The organism is Pseudomonas trutticola BRTCR10 (assembly GCF_056155105.1).
The window spans coordinates 5,163,992-5,178,433 of sequence record NZ_CM149552.1; the positions used below are offsets into that span (position 1 = coordinate 5,163,992).

Sequence of the window (14,442 nt, forward strand, 5' to 3'; positions counted from 1 at the left end):
GCACTTACCCGCTCGCCCTCGCCTTGCGGGTCAATCAATGCCCGCAGGTTCGCCCGTGACCAATCTCAATCACCCCGAAACGCCCAAACCGGCCATTCGCAGCGTGCTGGTCGCGCTGATGATGGCGATCTTTCTTGGCGCGCTGGACCAGACCATCGTCGCCGTATCGATGCCGGCCATTTCCGCTCAGTTCAAGGATGTCAGCCTGCTGGCCTGGGTGATTTCCGGGTACATGGTGGCGATGACTGTGGCGGTGCCGATCTACGGCAAGCTCGGCGATTTGTACGGGCGACGCAAACTGATGTTGTTCGGCATGGGCCTGTTTACCCTGGCGTCGCTGTTCTGCGGCATGGCCCAGAGCATGGAGCAACTGGTGCTGGCGCGGATCCTTCAGGGCATCGGCGCCGGCGGGATGATTTCGGTGAGTCAGGCGATCATCGGCGACATCGTGCCGCCGCGCGAACGCGGGCGCTATCAGGGTTACTTCAGCAGCATGTATGCAATGGCCAGCGTTGCCGGCCCGGTGCTCGGCGGCTACATGACCGAATACCTGTCGTGGCGCTGGGTGTTTCTGATCAACCTGCCGCTGGGCCTCGGCGCCTGGTGGGTCGCCCATCACAATCTGCGCGGGCTGCCGATTCCCAATCGTAAACCGATCATCGATTACCTCGGCACCGTGCTGATGATCATCGGCCTGACCGCGTTGTTGCTCGGCATCACCGAGGTCGGTCAGGGCCACTCGTGGCGCAGCAGCGAAGTGCTTGGGCTGTTCGCTTGCGCGGTAGTGGTGCTGGCGATTTTTGTCTGGTATGAACGGCGTGCGCGCGAACCGTTGCTGCCGATGCACCTGTTCGCCAATCGCAATGCCTTGCTGTGCTGGTGCACGATTTTCTTCACCAGTTTCCAGGCGATTTCGCTGATCGTGCTGATGCCATTGCGCTTTCAAACGGTCACCGGCGCAGGCGCCGACAGTGCTGCATTGCATTTGCTGCCGTTGGCCATGGGCCTGCCGATCGGTGCTTTTTTTGCCGGGCGTCGCACCTCGGTGACCGGCCGTTACAAACCACAGATTCTGACCGGCGCGATTCTGATGCCGATCTCGATTCTCGGCATGGCCTTCAGTCCGCCCGAAGCAACCTCGATGAGCGGTCTGTTCATGCTGCTCAGCGGCATCGCCAGTGGCATGCAGTTCCCGACTTCACTGGTCGGCACGCAGAACTCGGTGGAACAGCGCGACATCGGTGTGGCGACGAGCACCACCAATCTGTTCCGTTCACTGGGCGGCGCGGTGGGCGTGGCATTGATGTCGGCGCTGTTGCTGGCGTTGTTGCAGGATTCGAGTTTCGCCCATCTGGCGAGCAGTTCGCTGATCAACGAAGGCCATTCCGGCAATGTGCTGCTGGATGGTTTGAATGCCGCGCCGGGAGAGGCGCAAAACGCCTTGCGCGCAGAGCTTGCGGTAACGTTCCGGCATTTGCTGTGGGTCAGTGCGGCGGTGTCGCTGCTGGGCCTGGCGGCGGCGATTGCGATGCCGAACAACCTGCTGCGCGGCCGCGAACACGGCGCCAAATAAAACAAGCACCACGAAACTCTGTAGGAGTGAGCCTGCTCGCGATGAGGGCGTGTCATACAACAATGACGTCGACTGACACACCCTCATCGCGAGCAGGCTCACTCCTACAAGGGCCGATCATTCACGGACTGTAGTAACCCACCGCCACAAGGAAATGCCCGACCTTCTTCAGGTAGGCATGCTTGTCCTCGATCTTGCCGGTGACCGGGTTCTTCCAGCGGTATTCGTATTCGCCGTCATCCTGTTTGGCGATCAGCGCCAGAATCGGCTCGCCCACCGGTTTGCCTTCCGGGTCCTTGATCTTGCTGAAGTCGGTGTTGATCAGGCGCAGATTGGTGCCGTGGGCGACGTAGCGCTGGGTATCGAGATCCACGACAAACACGTACAGGTCGTCCTGCAAGTAGCCGCCCTTGAGCGAGTTGATTGCCGTCAGCGTGCCTTTCTCGTTTTTACCCAGGTCAGTGGCGGCTTTGTCGAGCAGCGCTTTGGCTTGCTCGGCCGAGGCTCGTGGCAGGTAATAACCGACGGCGAGAATCCGCTGGCCGATGCGCTGATAAAACACATGCTTGCGTTCGACCTTGCCGTCGGCCCAGTTCTGCCAGCGGTATTCGGCCTGCTGAATGCCGTTGCCTTCCGGCACTTTCAGGGCGTCCTTGAACGCTTTCTGCAAATCCGCCGGCAGCACTTCGCTGACGTCGCGGCCAATCAAGGCTGACGATGGCCCGCCGCTGGCGAGCATCACGCCTTTGGTGTCGACCACGAACACGTATCGATCCTTGTCGACGAATTCGCCTTGGCGGCTGAACGCGGCGAGTGCCTTGTCACCGTTGTCGTGGTAATAGGCCAGCGCTTTTTCCAGCAGGGCGATGGCGGCCTTGCTGTCATCCTTTTCCGTTGTCGCCGCGTTGACCTGGCCGAATCCGACCAATAACAGCAAACAGAGCCAAGCGAATTTATGCACAAACCCCATGACGCATCCCTCGTTCCTGTTGGTGTTTCAAGAGCGTAGACGGGTTGGGGTTATAAGGAGGTTGAAGTTGAATCCAGAGATTGCTGCGGCCTCTGTGGCGAGGGAGCTTGCTCCCGCTCGGCTGCGCAGCAGTCGTAAACCCTGCTAACTCGGTTCACCTGCAAGAATGCAGGGGAGTGCTTCGCACTCCAGCGGGAGCAAGCTCCCTCGCCACAGAGGCCCACTCGACATCGAACCGGCGCTTATGGTCGGGCATTGATCTGCTGTTGCAAGTTCTGGATCTGCGCCTGAAGCGTATTGATGTTGCGGGTCATCTGAGCGCGAAAAGCGTCGAATTCGGCGGTGTTACCGCCACCCTGCGGCGCTGCCGGGCGGTTGTCCTGTTCGCTTTTGAGGACGACGATTTCCTGCTCAAGACGATCAATCGCCGCGCTCGGATTGCCCTGCTTCTTCAATGCCGCGATGTCCGCGCCAAGGCTCTTGAACTGGGCATCGAAGCCCTTGAGCTGCGCATCGACCTTGCTGGTATCAGCCGGCGTACTTTTCACCGTCGCCAGTTCTGCGCCAAGGGCTTTGACCTGTGCCTGCAATTGGGTATTGGCGGTCTGCAGCTCGGTGGTCTGCGCGGTCATCTGCGCCAGACGCTTGTCCAGATCGCTGGCCTGACCGGCCACGCCTTGCTGCTGCTTGCTCTGATCGAGCAACTTGCCTTCCAGCTGCTTGATCTGCAGCTTCAAGGCTTCGCTATCGCTGGTGACATTGCTCTGGCTGGCCACGACCTTGCCGGAAATGTCTTGCAGGCGCCCCGCCGCTTCCTCACTGATGCGCGCAAAACTTTCCTGGGTCGCCACCAGTTGCTGTTCCATCAGCGAAATCTGCTGGAAGCTCCACCAGGCCAGACCGATGAACGCAAAGAACAGCGCGCCAACCAGTGCCCACAACGGCCCGGTGCTAGCGGCCTTGACCTTGACCACAGGCGGCGTGCGCGAGTGCACGGAGGTGCGGCTGGTGGTCGGAATGTCATCGTCGTCGAAGGTGTCGGCACGCAAGCTCGGAACATCATCGAAATCGTCGTGGGCATCATTACGCATGGACATTGAGGCAACCTTTGTGAAACGCGGTGATGGCTAAATGCTGCGAAGTATAACCGCCGCAGCCGCAGGGATTGACCCTCAACCTGCGGTGCGGTTCATTGCCGGCCGGCCGAATCGTTGCAATGCGTTTCAGCGAATGTCCTGAGCCTTCCACCAGCCGCAGAACTCGTCGAGGGCCGTCCACAGGCTGACTTTCGGATCGTAGTCCAGATAATGCCGGGCACGACTGATGTCGAGGGTGAAATTTTTTTTCATCACTTGCATGCCCAAACGCGACAGGGTTGGCTCCGGACGTCCGGGCCAGAGCTTGCATGCACCCTCGTTGAGCGCCGCGACGCTGTAGGCCAGCCCATAGGAACGGTACTTGGTGACCTGCGGGACTTCCATTTTGCGCATCACGTAATTGACCACATCCCACAACGGCACAGGCGCGCCGTTGCTGATGTTGTAAGCCTTGCCGAGCGCGGAACCGGCGGCCAGCAGACTGCTGAGCATGGCTTCGTTGAGGTTGTGTACGCTGGTGAAATCGACCTTGTTCAACCCGTTGCCAATGATTGCCAGACGCCCCTTGCGCTGCATGTTGAGCAGACGCGGGAAGATGCTCATGTCGCCGGCACCGGTGACGAAGCGCGGACGCAGCGCGATGGTTTCCAGACCGAATTCCTGCGCGCCGAAGACCTTTTGCTCGGCCAGATATTTGGTCGCGGCATAGTGATGCTTGAAGCGCTTGGGCACTTGCTCTTCGGTCAGGTTGAAGTGGTCACGGCCATCGAAGTAGATCGACGGCGACGACAAGTGCACAAGACGCCGCACTCGCTGCTTCAGGCAAGCCTCGACAACGTTTTCGGTGACCTGCACGTTGCCCTGATGGAAGTCTTGATAACGGCCCCACAAGCCAACTGCGCCCGCGCAGTGCACCACGGCTTCGACGTCGGCGCAAAGTTCGCGCACCAGATCCGGATCTGTCAGGTCGCCGGAGACAAATTCGGCGCCACGGCGCACCAGATGCTCGACGCTCTCGGCCCGGCGACCGTTGACCCGCACGTCCAGGCCCTGCTCCAGGGCGAAACGCGCAAAGCGTCCGCCAATGAAGCCGCTTGCGCCGGTGACCAGAATTTTCATGCAAAACTCCAACAGAAAAGCAGCCTCAAGCGTCAAGCCTCTAGCTGTAAGTTTAAAACGGTACGCAGCGCTTGCTTGCCGCTTGCAACTTGACGCTTATGGCTGTTTCCAAGGCACCAGCCATTGCGCCGATGAACGCACCAACTGCTCGGTCAACAAGCCCAGCAACTGACCGCCGTTGCGCCAATGATGCCAGTACAAAGGCACGTCGATCGGTTTATCTGGCAACAACTCGCGCAACGCCCCGCGCTGCAACTGATCGTGCACTTGCAGTTCCGGCACCAGGCCCCAGCCGAGTCCGGCCTCGGTCAGGCGGATGAAGCCTTCGGAGGACGGGCATAAATGGTGCTCGAATCCGCCGTCGACACCCAGTGATGCGAGGTACCGATGCTGGAGGAAATCGTCCGGGCCGAATACCAGCGCCGGCGTACGCGGTAACTGCTCGGCACGCACGCCATCGGGAAAATGCCGTTCGATAAAAGCCGGACTGGCCAACGCCCGATAGCGCATCGCGCCAAGCAAAACGCTACGGGCGCCCGCCACCGGGCGCTCACTGGCACACAGACACGCCGCCACTTCACCAGCGCGCATGCGCTTGAGGCCAACGGTCTGGTCCTCGACGATCAGATCCAGCAACAAATGTTGTTCGGCACAGAAATCGCCCACCGCCTCGGCCCACCAAGTGGCGAGGCTGTCGGCATTGAGGGCAATGCGCAGGCGTTCCGGCAATCCTTCTTCGTCCAATGCCGGCACGAGGGTTTGCAGATCGCGCTCAAGCAGGCGCACCTGTTGAACGTGGTTGAGCAGGCGCCGGCCAATGTCCGTCGGCGACGGTGGCGTGCCGCGCACCAGCACCGGTTGGCCGACCCGCGCTTCCAGCAGTTTGATCCGCTGCGAGATCGCCGATTGCGACAGGCCCAGCACCTGCGCGGCACGTTCGAATCCGGCCTGCTCGACAACGGCGGCCAGAGCGGAAAGCAATTTGTAGTCGAACATCAGTTTTCCTAATGAGCGATCAGCACTATTGGTTTTTCTTATACCGCGTTGAGCCGGAGAATAGCCAGCAAGCACTCTTTATCAAGGACTACCCCAATGGCTGGCGAAACCTCACTCAGCACTTTGCTGCGCAGCATGAGTCCGCAGATCAATGCCGGCGAATACGTGTTCTGCACCCTGCGCGACGGGCGGATGCCCAATGATCTGGAGATTGTTGGCAGTTTTCGCGAACAGGAAGGCCTGACAGTGATTCTCGAACGTTCCCACGCTGAAAAGGCCGGTTTCAGTTTCGACTACGTCGCCGCGTGGATCACGCTGAACGTGCATTCGGCGCTGGAAGCCGTCGGTCTGACGGCGGCGTTCGCCACCGCACTGGGCAAGGCCGGGATCAGTTGCAACGTGATCGCCGGTTACTACCACGACCATCTATTCGTCGGTCAGACCGACGCCGAACGCGCCATGCAAGTGCTGCGTGATCTCGCAGCCAACGCGGAGTAACCGTTATGTGGCAAAGCTATATGAATGGTCTGTTGGTGGCGCTCGGGTTGATCATGGCGATCGGCACCCAGAACGCGTTTGTCCTGGCACAAAGTCTGCGGCGTGAGCATCACTTGCCGGTCGCTGCGCTGTGTGTGGCCTGCGATGCGTTGCTCGTGGCGGCCGGGGTGTTCGGCCTGGCGACCGTACTGGCGCAGAACCCGACCTTACTCGCGGTCGCACGTTGGGGTGGCGCGGTGTTCCTGATCTGGTACGGCAGCCAGGCGCTGCGTCGGGCGTGCTCGAAACAGAGTATGAATCAGGGCGAGAACCAGACCGTGCGCTCATTGCGGGCAGTGATGCTCAGTGCGCTGGCAGTGACACTTCTCAATCCGCACGTTTATCTGGATACGGTTTTGCTGATCGGCTCGCTCGGCGCCCAGCAATCGGTGCCGGGCGCTTATGTAGTGGGCGCGGCGAGTGCGTCGCTGTTGTGGTTTTTCACCCTGGCGCTGGGCGCGGCATGGCTGGCTCCGTGGCTGGCTCGGCCGAGTACCTGGCGGATTCTTGATCTGGTGGTCGCACTGATGATGTTCACAGTGGCGGGTCAGTTGATATTGGCATCATGATTTATTCCAAACAGCTCTGGAACCTCTATCCCACACAGTTGTTGCGTGGTTAAGCCGCAACCCCGGTGCTATGATCCGAACCCTGCGCCGCAAAGAGTAAAAACTCGCCGGTGCATTTCTGGCCGCCCGTGATCGGCCTTGCGCTCACCGCAACAGACCTGATTAGGAGAATCATCATGGCTTTCGAATTGCCGCCGCTGCCTTACGCACACGATGCCCTGCAGCCGCACATTTCCAAGGAAACCCTGGAATTTCACCACGACAAGCACCACAACACCTACGTCGTGAACCTGAACAACCTGGTGCCAGGCACCGAGTTCGAAGGCAAGACCCTGGAAGAAATCGTCAAGACTTCCTCGGGCGGCATCTTCAACAACGCCGCTCAGGTCTGGAACCACACTTTCTACTGGAACTGCCTGGCGCCAAACGCCGGCGGTCAACCAACCGGCGCGCTGGCTGAAGCCATCAACGCGGCTTTCGGTTCGTTCGACAAGTTCAAGGAAGAGTTCAGCAAAACTTCGATCGGCACCTTCGGTTCCGGCTGGGGCTGGCTGGTGAAAAAGGCTGACGGTTCCCTGGCTCTGGCCAGCACCATCGGCGCCGGCAACCCGCTGACCAGCGGCGACACCCCGCTGCTGACCTGCGACGTCTGGGAACACGCTTACTACATCGACTACCGCAACGTCCGTCCAAAGTATGTCGAAGCGTTCTGGAACCTGGTCAACTGGAAGTTCGTTGCTGAGCAGTTCGAAGGCAAAACCTTCACCGCTTAAGCTGCGCGCCAGACAAAAAACCCGGCTGATGCCGGGTTTTTTTATGCCTTTGATTTCTGTAGGGGCTGCCGCAGGCTCGGGCCGCGGCAGCTCCTGTAGGGAATAGCGTTTTTCTCACGATGAAAGCTGGCACCGACTGCTTGCCGGTGCAGCGCAGAGGGCTAACATCAAACAGAGGAAAATTTGTCTCGCCGCGCTCAAGTTGAGGACCGAAACTACCGACATAGTACAAATAGGGCTAATACTCCAGACAGCAGCATTCTGGCCAAGGCCACCAGCGAATGCTCCGGGGTCTGATTGTCCCTTTGACTGCCAACACGGGATTGCCAATACTCATGGCAAACTGACGCTACCCGCACGGAACAAGGAATAACCCTTTGAAGCTGGAACTCAAGAACAGCTTGTCGGTGAAGTTGCTCCGGGTCGTGCTCCTGTCGGCATTGATCGTCGGCGTGGTCTTGAGCTGCGCGCAAATTGTTTTCGACGCCTATAAAACCCGTCAGGCCGTGGCCAACGACGCTGAGCGCATCCTCGACATGTTCCGTGACCCCTCCACTCAGGCCGTCTACAGCCTGGATCGTGAGATGGGCATGCAAGTGATCGAAGGTCTGTTTCAGGACGACGCGGTGCGCCAGGCCTCTATCGGTCACCCCAACGAAGCCATGCTCGCGCAGAAATCCCGCGACCTGCAGCATTCCAACAGCCGCTGGCTGACCGACCTTATTCTGGGTCAGGAACGCACCTTCACCACGCAGTTGGTGGGTCGCGGCCCCTACAGCGAGTATTACGGCGACCTGAGCATCACCCTCGATACCGCCACCTATGGCGAGAGTTTTATCGTCAGCTCGGTGATCATTTTCATTTCCGGCGTTTTGCGTGCACTGGCGATGGGTCTGGTGCTGTATCTGGTCTATCACTGGCTGCTGACCAAACCGCTGTCGCGGATTATCGAACACCTTACCGAGATCAATCCGGATCGCCCCAGCGAACACAAGATTCCGCAGATCAAGGGCCACGAAAAGAACGAACTGGGTATCTGGATCAACACCGCCAACCAGTTGCTCGAATCCATCGAACGCAATACCCATCTGCGCCACGAAGCGGAAAACAGCCTGCTGCGCATGGCTCAATACGATTTCCTCACCGGCCTGCCGAACCGCCAGCAATTGCAGCAGCAACTGGACAAGATTCTGGTCGATGCCGGCAAGCTGCAACGCCGGGTCGCGGTGCTGTGTGTAGGGCTGGATGATTTCAAAGGCATCAACGAGCAGTTCAGCTATCAGACCGGCGACCAATTACTGCTGGCACTGGCTGATCGCCTGCGCGCCCACAGCGGCCGCCTCGGCGCCCTCGCCCGGCTCGGCGGCGACCAGTTCGCGCTGGTGCAGGCCGATATCGAACAGCCTTACGAAGCGGCGGAACTGGCGCAGAGCATTCTCGACGACCTGGAGGCGCCGTTCGCCCTCGACCATCAGGAAATCCGTCTGCGCGCGACCATCGGTATCACCCTGTTTCCGGAGGATGGCGACAGCACCGAGAAGCTGTTGCAGAAAGCCGAGCAGACCATGACGCTGGCCAAGACCCGCTCACGCAATCGCTATCAGTTCTACATCGCCAGCGTCGACAGCGAGATGCGCCGCCGTCGCGAACTGGAAAAAGACCTGCGTGATGCACTGGTGCGCGATCAGTTCTACCTGGTTTATCAACCGCAGATCAGCTACCGCGACCACCGCGTGGTCGGGGTCGAGGCGCTGATTCGCTGGCAGCACCCGGAACACGGTCTGGTGCCGCCCGATCTGTTCATTCCACTGGCCGAGCAGAACGGCACGATCATCGCCATCGGCGAATGGGTGCTCGATCAGGCCTGCAAGCAGTTACGCGAGTGGCACGATCAGGGCTTCGTCGATCTGCGCATGGCGGTCAATCTGTCCACCGTGCAACTGCACCACGCCGAGCTGCCACGGGTGGTCAACAACCTGCTGCAGATGTATCGCCTGCCGCCGCGCAGCCTGGAACTGGAAGTCACCGAAACCGGCCTGATGGAAGACATCAGCACCGCCGCCCAGCATTTGCTGAGCCTGCGTCGCTCCGGCGCGTTGATTGCCATTGACGACTTCGGCACCGGTTATTCATCGCTCAGTTATCTGAAGAGTCTGCCGCTGGACAAGATCAAGATCGACAAGAGCTTCGTCCAGGATCTGCTCGATGACGACGACGATGCGACCATCGTTCGCGCGATCATCCAACTGGGCAAAAGCCTCGGCATGCAGGTGATTGCCGAGGGCGTGGAAACCGCTGAACAGGAGAGCTACATCATCTCCGAAGGTTGCCACGAAGGTCAGGGTTACCACTACAGCAAACCACTGCCGGCGCGGGAGTTGAGCGCTTATCTCAAGCAGGCGCAGCGCAGTAATGCGGCCATTCTTTAGAAGATCAAAAGATCGCAGCCTCGTTTCACTCGACAGCTCCCACATTTGAAATGCGCCCCCTGCAGAAGCTGCCAAAGGCTGAGATCTTTTGATCCTGGTGTGCGAATAGGAAATATTTCCAAGCACTACCCTTTACACATAATGCGAAAGATTTGCATTATGTCGCAGTTTTGCGCACCCCCCGCGTGAGTCCATTCAATTACCGAAGCAGGATGTTCGCCATGATTCGTATGCCTCTGGCTACCGCCAGTCTGCTGGCCATCGCTATTTCCCTCGCCGGTTGCGGCGAAGGCAAAGACAAGGCTGCCGCCCCGGCCACGCCGACTCCAGCCGCCAGCACCGCTGCTCCAGCGGCCGCGCCAGCCGCTGCCGGTAAAGTCGACGAAGCCGCTGCCAAGGCTGTGGTTGCACACTACGCCGACATGGTCTTCGCCGTTTACAGCGATGCCGAATCCACCGCGAAAACCCTGCAAACTGCCGTCGACGCGTTCCTCGCCAAGCCGAACGCTGACACCCTGAAAGCCGCCAAGGCTGCCTGGGTTGCCGCTCGCGTGCCTTACCTGCAGAGCGAAGTGTTCCGCTTCGGCAACACCATCATCGACGATTGGGAAGGTCAGGTTAACGCCTGGCCACTGGACGAGGGTCTGATCGACTACGTCGACAAATCCTACGAGCACGCACTGGGCAACCCGGGCGCCACTGCCAACATCATCGCCAACACCGAAGTACAGGTCGGCGAAGACAAGGTCGACGTTAAAGACATCACTCCGGAAAAACTCGCCAGCCTCAACGAGCTGGGCGGTTCCGAAGCCAACGTCGCCACCGGCTACCACGCCATCGAGTTCCTCCTGTGGGGCCAGGATCTGAACGGTACCGGCCCTGGCGCTGGCAACCGTCCTGCTTCCGACTACCTGGAAGGCGCCGGCGCCACTGGCGGCCACAACGACCGTCGTCGTGCCTACCTGAAGTCCGTGACTCAACTGCTGGTCAGCGACCTGGAAGAAATGGTCGGTAACTGGAAGCCGAACGTGGCTGACAACTATCGCGCTACCCTGGAAGCCGAGCCGGCTGAAACCGGTCTGCGCAAAATGCTCTTCGGCATGGGCAGTCTGTCCCTGGGCGAACTGGCGGGCGAGCGCATGAAGGTTTCCCTGGAAGCCAACTCCCCTGAAGACGAGCAGGATTGCTTCAGCGACAACACCCACAACTCGCACTTCTACGATGCTAAAGGCATTCGTAACGTTTACCTGGGCGAGTACACCCGTGTTGATGGCACCAAACTGACCGGCGCCAGCCTGTCGTCGCTGGTGGCCAAGGCCGATCCGGCTGCCGACACCGCACTGAAAGCCGATCTGGCCGCCACCGAAGCGAAGATCCAGGTCATGGTCGATCACGCCAACAAGGGTGAGCACTACGACCAGTTGATCGCTGCCGGCAACACGGCGGGCAATCAGATCGTTCGCGACGCCATCGCCTCGCTGGTCAAGCAGACCGGTTCGATCGAAGCCGCTGCCGGCAAACTGGGCATCAGCGACCTGAACCCGGATAACGCTGATCACGAATTCTGATCACAGCGTCCGCGTCAAAAAAAGGCGACCTTCGGGTCGCCTTTTTCATACCTGCTTTTTGCGGTGATGCTGATGGCCTCATCGCTGGCAAGCCAGCTCCCACAGTTTTCGCGGCGTTCACACACTCCGGGTACAACACAAATCCTGTGGGAGCTGGCTTGCCAGCGATGGCTGCGCCTCGGTCTCGAGTGAAACCCTGCCGCAAATCAAGCAAACGATAATTCCTCTTATTCAATCCCCCCGGCCCTGTTAGACTTTGCGCCTTTGTTTTCGCCCGTCCGCAGGATGTCTGATGCCCTCGCTGCCTCTTCGCTTGTCCGCACTGTTTCTGGCCCTGAGCCTGAGTGCCTGCGATGACGCCCCGCGTTTCACCAAGGCCGAGCCCGGTGAAGCACGCTCGGGGGGCGCGGCGACCGTGCGCAAGACCGATCAGAACGCATTCTCCCTGCCCTCGGCCAACCTGCCGCCGTCGCGGCGGGTGGACTTCAGCGTCGGCAACAGCTTTTTCCGCAGCCCGTGGGTGATCGCGCCGTCGACCACCACCGCCCGCGATGGCCTCGGCCCGCTGTTCAACACCAACGCCTGCCAGAACTGCCACATAAAGGACGGTCGCGGTCATCCGCCAGCGCCCGACGCCGCCAACGCCGTATCGATGCTAGTGCGCCTGTCGATCCCCGATGCGCCGGAGTTTGCCAAACTCATCGAGCAGGTGGGTGTGGTACCAGAGCCAGTCTACGGCGGGCAATTCCAGGACATGGCGGTGCCCGGCGTCGACCCCGAAGGCAAGGTCCGTGTCGATTACACGCCGGTGCTGATCCGTTTCAAGGACGGCAGCGAAGTCGAACTGCGCAAACCGCTGTTGCAGATCACCCAGCTCGGCTACGGCCCGATGCACCCGGACACGCGTTTCTCGGCCCGCGTCGCCCCGCCAATGATCGGCCTCGGCCTGCTCGAAGCGATTCCGGAAGAGGCGATCCTCGCCAATGCCACCGCGCAGGCCAAAGACAAAAACGGCATCAATGGCCGGCCGAACCGCGTTTGGGATGACGAATTACAGAAAACCGTGATCGGCCGGTTTGGCTGGAAAGCCGGACAACCGAACCTCAATCAACAGAATGTTCACGCGTTTTCCGGTGATATGGGCCTCACCACCAGTCTGAGACCGTTCGATGACTGCACCGCCGCGCAAACCGCCTGCAAACAGGCGCCGAACGGCAATGGCCCGAAAGGCGAGCCGGAAGTCAGCGACAACATTCTGCGTCTGGTGCTGTTCTACAGTCGCAACCTCGCCGTACCCGCGCGTCGCGGCGTCAACGATGAGCAGGTGCTGGCCGGCAAGAGCCTGTTCTTCCAGGCCGGTTGCCAGTCGTGTCACACACCGAAATACACCACCGCTGCCAACGCGGCCGAACCTGAACTGGCCAATCAAGTGATTCGCCCGTACAGCGATCTGCTGCTGCACGACATGGGCGACGGTCTGGCCGACAACCGCACGGAATTCCAGGCCTCCGGCCGCGACTGGCGCACCCCGCCGTTGTGGGGGATCGGCCTGACCCAAGCGGTCAGTGGCCACACCCAGTTTTTGCATGACGGCCGCGCACGCAATCTGCTCGAAGCGGTGCTCTGGCACGGCGGCGAAGCTGCAGCTGCGCAGCAACAGGTTTTAGCTTTCAATGCCGAGCAGCGTGCCGCGCTGCTGGCGTTTCTGAACTCACTTTAAACACTTAAAAGAATCGGGAGCCCGACATGTTCCGTCCCAAGTTGTTGTTCACCAGCCTTGCCGCGCTTGCCCTCGGTGCTTGCTCGCCACAGGACCCGCAAGCAGTAACCTCGGCGGCCATCGCCAAATCGGTGATCCTGCCGACCTACACCCGTTGGGTCGAAGCCGACAAGCAACTGGCGGTCAGCGCCCTCGCCTACTGCCAGGGCAAAGAGAGCCTGGAAACCGCTCGCGCCGACTTCCTGCACGCGCAGAAAGCCTGGGCCGAGCTGCAACCATTGCTGATCGGCCCGCTGGCCGAGGGCAACCGTTCGTGGCAGGTGCAGTTCTGGCCGGACAAGAAAAACCTCGTCGGCCGTCAGGTCGAGCAACTGGTCGTCGCCCAGCCGCAGATCGATGCTGCCGCCCTGGCCAAATCCAGCGTAGTGGTTCAGGGCCTGTCGGCTTACGAATACATCCTGTTCGACGCCAAGCCTGATGTCGCCAACGCCGAACAGAAAGCCAAGTACTGCCCGCTGCTGATCGCCATCGGCGAACGTCAGAAGCAACTGGCCGAAGAGATTCTGCAGAGCTGGAACAACAGCGACGGCATGCTCGCGCAGATGAGCAAATTCCCGAACCAGCGCTACGCCGACTCCCATGAAGCGATCGCCGATCTGCTGCGTGTGCAAGTTACCGCGCTCGACACCCTGAAGAAAAAGCTCGGCACGCCAATGGGCCGCCAGAGCAAGGGTGTGCCACAACCGTTCCAGGCCGATGCATGGCGTAGCCAGTCGTCGCTGACCGCGCTGGAAGCCAGCCTCGCCGCCGCCAAAACCGTTTGGGAAGGCGTCGACAACAAAGGCCTGCGCGGTCTGTTGCCAGCCGAGCAAAAACCACTGGCGGACAAGATCGACGCCGCTTATGCCGCCTCGCTGAAACTGTTCGACAGCACCCAGCGTTCGCTCGGCGAAATGCTCGAGGACGACGCCGGTCGCCAGCAACTCAACGATATCTACGACAGCCTCAACGTCGTCCATCGCCTGCACGAAGGCGAACTGGCCAAGGCGCTGGGCATTCAACTGGGCTTCAACGCCAACGACGGTGACTGA

Annotated in this window: 12 protein-coding genes; 8 read left to right on the forward strand and 4 right to left on the reverse strand. The window is 60.2% G+C overall.

All coding sequences use genetic code 11. The features are described 5' to 3' along the window. The first annotated feature begins 55 nt into the window (after positions 1-55). Complete coding sequence (locus ACVVH8_RS23440; RefSeq protein ID WP_475226609.1) at positions 56-1,573, forward strand: MDR family MFS transporter; 1,518 nt, start codon at positions 56-58, stop codon at positions 1,571-1,573. 121 nt (positions 1,574-1,694) lie between these two features. On the opposite strand, the gene ACVVH8_RS23445 is transcribed toward ACVVH8_RS23440, so the two are convergent. The 4 genes from ACVVH8_RS23445 to ACVVH8_RS23460 all read right to left on the reverse strand — a co-directional run bounded on the left by ACVVH8_RS23445 (position 1,695) and on the right by ACVVH8_RS23460 (position 5,755). After that, positions 1,695-2,543 carry a cache domain-containing protein gene (locus tag ACVVH8_RS23445; protein WP_475226612.1) on the reverse strand — a complete coding sequence of 283 codons (849 nt, stop codon included), beginning with the start codon at positions 2,541-2,543 and terminating at the stop codon, positions 1,695-1,697. A 242-nt stretch (positions 2,544-2,785) separates the two neighbouring features. Continuing rightward, positions 2,786-3,640, reverse strand: a complete 855-nt coding sequence (locus ACVVH8_RS23450; RefSeq protein WP_103305516.1) for an ATPase — start codon at positions 3,638-3,640, stop codon at positions 2,786-2,788. A gap of 126 nt (positions 3,641-3,766) precedes the next feature. Continuing rightward, positions 3,767-4,759: an NAD-dependent epimerase/dehydratase family protein gene (locus ACVVH8_RS23455; protein ID WP_103305515.1), complete on the reverse strand. Its 993-nt coding sequence runs from the start codon at positions 4,757-4,759 to the stop codon at positions 3,767-3,769. A 96-nt stretch (positions 4,760-4,855) separates the two neighbouring features. Next, positions 4,856-5,755, reverse strand: coding sequence for a LysR family transcriptional regulator ArgP (locus ACVVH8_RS23460; RefSeq protein ID WP_475226614.1), 900 nt, complete (start codon positions 5,753-5,755; stop codon positions 4,856-4,858). A gap of 96 nt (positions 5,756-5,851) precedes the next feature. Here ACVVH8_RS23460 and ACVVH8_RS23465 point away from each other — a divergent pair, with 96 nt between their 5' ends. From ACVVH8_RS23465 to ACVVH8_RS23495, 7 genes are all read left to right on the forward strand, one after another. After that, positions 5,852-6,253: an ACT domain-containing protein gene (locus tag ACVVH8_RS23465; protein ID WP_475226616.1), complete on the forward strand. Its 402-nt coding sequence runs from the start codon at positions 5,852-5,854 to the stop codon at positions 6,251-6,253. A 5-nt stretch (positions 6,254-6,258) separates the two neighbouring features. Beyond that, entirely contained in the window at positions 6,259-6,861 is a 603-nt protein-coding gene (locus ACVVH8_RS23470; protein ID WP_103305512.1) for a LysE/ArgO family amino acid transporter, read from the forward strand. A gap of 176 nt (positions 6,862-7,037) precedes the next feature. Next, complete coding sequence (locus ACVVH8_RS23475; RefSeq protein ID WP_042560704.1) at positions 7,038-7,634, forward strand: superoxide dismutase; 597 nt, start codon at positions 7,038-7,040, stop codon at positions 7,632-7,634. Positions 7,635-8,011: 377 nt separating this feature from the next. Then, positions 8,012-10,063: a putative bifunctional diguanylate cyclase/phosphodiesterase gene (locus tag ACVVH8_RS23480; protein ID WP_475226620.1), complete on the forward strand. Its 2,052-nt coding sequence runs from the start codon at positions 8,012-8,014 to the stop codon at positions 10,061-10,063. Positions 10,064-10,284: 221 nt separating this feature from the next. Further along, entirely contained in the window at positions 10,285-11,631 is a 1,347-nt protein-coding gene (locus ACVVH8_RS23485; protein WP_103305509.1) for an imelysin family protein, read from the forward strand. A gap of 292 nt (positions 11,632-11,923) precedes the next feature. After that, on the forward strand, positions 11,924-13,351 hold the full coding sequence (locus ACVVH8_RS23490) for a di-heme oxidoreductase family protein (protein WP_475226622.1): 1,428 nt from the start codon (positions 11,924-11,926) through the stop codon (positions 13,349-13,351). Between the two features lie 26 nt (positions 13,352-13,377). Continuing rightward, entirely contained in the window at positions 13,378-14,442 is a 1,065-nt protein-coding gene (locus ACVVH8_RS23495) for an imelysin family protein (RefSeq protein ID WP_103305507.1), read from the forward strand.

What these genes read in the sequence shown, in the direction of transcription:
- ACVVH8_RS23445 (WP_475226612.1), bottom strand. Translation starts at nt 2,543, where the DNA reads ATGGGGTTTGTGCATAAATTCGCTTGGCTCTGTTTGCTGTTATTGGTC.
- ACVVH8_RS23450 (WP_103305516.1), bottom strand. Translation starts at nt 3,640, where the DNA reads ATGTCCATGCGTAATGATGCCCACGACGATTTCGATGATGTTCCGAGC.
- ACVVH8_RS23455 (WP_103305515.1), bottom strand. Translation starts at nt 4,759, where the DNA reads ATGAAAATTCTGGTCACCGGCGCAAGCGGCTTCATTGGCGGACGCTTT.
- ACVVH8_RS23460 (WP_475226614.1), bottom strand. Translation starts at nt 5,755, where the DNA reads ATGTTCGACTACAAATTGCTTTCCGCTCTGGCCGCCGTTGTCGAGCAG.
- ACVVH8_RS23465 (WP_475226616.1), top strand. Translation starts at nt 5,852, where the DNA reads ATGGCTGGCGAAACCTCACTCAGCACTTTGCTGCGCAGCATGAGTCCG.
- ACVVH8_RS23470 (WP_103305512.1), top strand. Translation starts at nt 6,259, where the DNA reads ATGTGGCAAAGCTATATGAATGGTCTGTTGGTGGCGCTCGGGTTGATC.
- ACVVH8_RS23475 (WP_042560704.1), top strand. Translation starts at nt 7,038, where the DNA reads ATGGCTTTCGAATTGCCGCCGCTGCCTTACGCACACGATGCCCTGCAG.
- ACVVH8_RS23485 (WP_103305509.1), top strand. Translation starts at nt 10,285, where the DNA reads ATGATTCGTATGCCTCTGGCTACCGCCAGTCTGCTGGCCATCGCTATT.
- ACVVH8_RS23490 (WP_475226622.1), top strand. Translation starts at nt 11,924, where the DNA reads ATGCCCTCGCTGCCTCTTCGCTTGTCCGCACTGTTTCTGGCCCTGAGC.
- ACVVH8_RS23495 (WP_103305507.1), top strand. Translation starts at nt 13,378, where the DNA reads ATGTTCCGTCCCAAGTTGTTGTTCACCAGCCTTGCCGCGCTTGCCCTC.